The organism is Agrococcus sp. KRD186 (genome assembly GCF_017168255.1).
GTDB lineage: Bacteria > Actinomycetota > Actinomycetes > Actinomycetales > Microbacteriaceae > Agrococcus.
On record NZ_JABFAP010000024.1, the window covers coordinates 1 to 2009 of the forward strand.

Below are 2009 nucleotides of genomic sequence, written 5' to 3' on the forward strand. Positions count from 1 at the left end.
CCGGAGTTCCGCAACTGGTGAGCACACGTTGCCCGGGATTCCGCGCGGTGGCGCGGAAGTTGACGGTTGGGCGTGTGGGGGTCGTGTTACTACAGGGTCGGCTCGGACCGGCGTATCGGCCTCAGTTGGCGGGCGTGTAGTGCTGGAACCGGTGCGGTTCGGGTAGTTCGAGGGCGGCCAGGATGGCCCGCTGGCCGTCGGTGAGCGCGGTGCGCTGGGCGATGCCGCCGTCGGCGCTGGCGAGGGTGACGAGGTGCATGCGGTCGAGCTCGTGGCGGATGTTCCGCCAGGTGTCGCCGGTGGTGTTCTCGATCACTCGGATCAGCAGGAGCGAGAGCCAGCAGAGTTGCACGTGCCCGCGGATGCGGTCCTCGCGGTGGTGGAACACGGGGCGCAGCCCGAGGTGGCCCTTCATGTCGCGCCAGCCGCGCTCGACGGCCAGGAGCTGCTTGTAGGCGGCGGCCAGATCCTCAGGGCTCAGGGTGGCGTCGGAGGTGCGCAGCAGCCACTTGCCGTCCAGGTGCGCCTCGCGTTCGATCGCCCGCTTGTCGATCCGCAGCAGCCCGGCGCCGGTGCGGCGCAAGTAGCGGCGCAGCCCCGGCTTGCCCTTCAGGGAGCCGACCAGCTCGTCACGCTTCCGGGCCGTCCACGCGTCGGAGCCGTCGATCAGCGACTGCAAGTGCGCGACGAGGTTCGCCCGCACCTCGACGTCCCGCGTCGCCTGGTCGGGGTTGTGGCAGATCACGAACCGCTGCGCCCGCGCTCCGCCGTCGCCATCGCCCTTGCCGCCGGGGGCGACGTGCACCTCCTTGACCCGCAGGTTCCCGGCCACGGTCTTGTAGCGGCCGGGCCGGGCGAGCGCGGCGGCCGCCTCGGCGTTCGTGTGGCGGAGCTTCTCGGCGTGGATGTAGTGGCCGCCGCCGCGGGTCAGGTAGGCGCGGTTGGTGGCGGAGGCGAAGCCGCGGTCGGCGACCCAGACCATCCGGTGCAGGTGCCAGCCGGCCAGGTCGTCCTTGATGGTGCGGATGATCGCCGTATCCGCCGTGTTCCCCGGGAACGTCCAGCACTTGACCGGCACGCCGTCGCGAGTGACGGCCATCGCGATCACCACCTGCGGCAGGTCGGTGCGGAAGTCCTTCGAGTGCCCGAAGGTGCGCGCCCCGGACTCGGCCGGGTTGCCGCCCTCATCGGCGGTGGGCTCGGCCAGCTCCGGCAGTTCATCCGGCCGCTCGGTCTCGAAGTAGGTGGAGGTGGTGTCGACGAAGACGATGTCCAGATCCAGATTCAGCAGGGTGGCGACGGAGCGGAAGACCTCCGCGGCGATCTCCTCCAGCGCCTCCAGCAGGAAGTCCATCCCCCGGTACGCCTGATCATCGCTCAGCGCCGCCAGGTCCTCGATCCAGACCCGCTCCGCCACCCAGCGGGTGGCGGCGAGCTTCGAGGCCGGCTCCAGCGCTCGCTGGGCGACGAGGGCGAAGATCACCCGCTCGACCGCGTCCGCATCGAGCTTCCTGCCCTCGGCGGCGGCCCGGATCGCGGCGCCGATGCCGAGCCGTTCCCAGAGCCGGTCCAGCGTCCAGGCCCCGCCCATCCGGCGGGACTCGATCACCTCCGCCTCGCCGGCCGCAGCCGGGACCGAGCCCGGCTCAGCCTGCTCGGGGCCGAGCATGCGGGAGATCGACGACACCAGCCGCGCCAGCGCGTCCCGGTCGACATCCTCGGCGCGGCCGAAGTTGTGGATCACCTTCGCCGTCGGCGCCCCGGTCTCCGGATGGCGGACGTTGTGGGCAAGCTGGAAGTAGCGCACGACCGAGCCGTCCCTGTTCTTCCGTCGCGTCTCCCGCAGGTACATGCCCACAGCATGCCACGGGAGACACCGAATCCCAGTCCGACACTCCGACAGTCGTGTGCCTACAGAATCTGCCGCTCGTCGACGCCAAGAACCGCGGAATCACGCGAATCAGCCACCGCCGAGCGGCCGAAAATGCCTACCAGCTGCGGAACCCCGG

Annotated in this window: 1 protein-coding gene; it reads right to left on the reverse strand. The window is 70.8% G+C overall.

Annotated elements, in window-relative coordinates; genetic code table 11:
- Positions 1-121: 121 nt before the first annotated feature.
- Positions 122-1852: an IS1634 family transposase gene (locus tag J1M46_RS15120; RefSeq protein WP_206448809.1), complete on the reverse strand. Its 1731-nt coding sequence runs from the start codon at positions 1850-1852 to the stop codon at positions 122-124.
- Positions 1853-2009 lie beyond the last annotated feature (157 nt).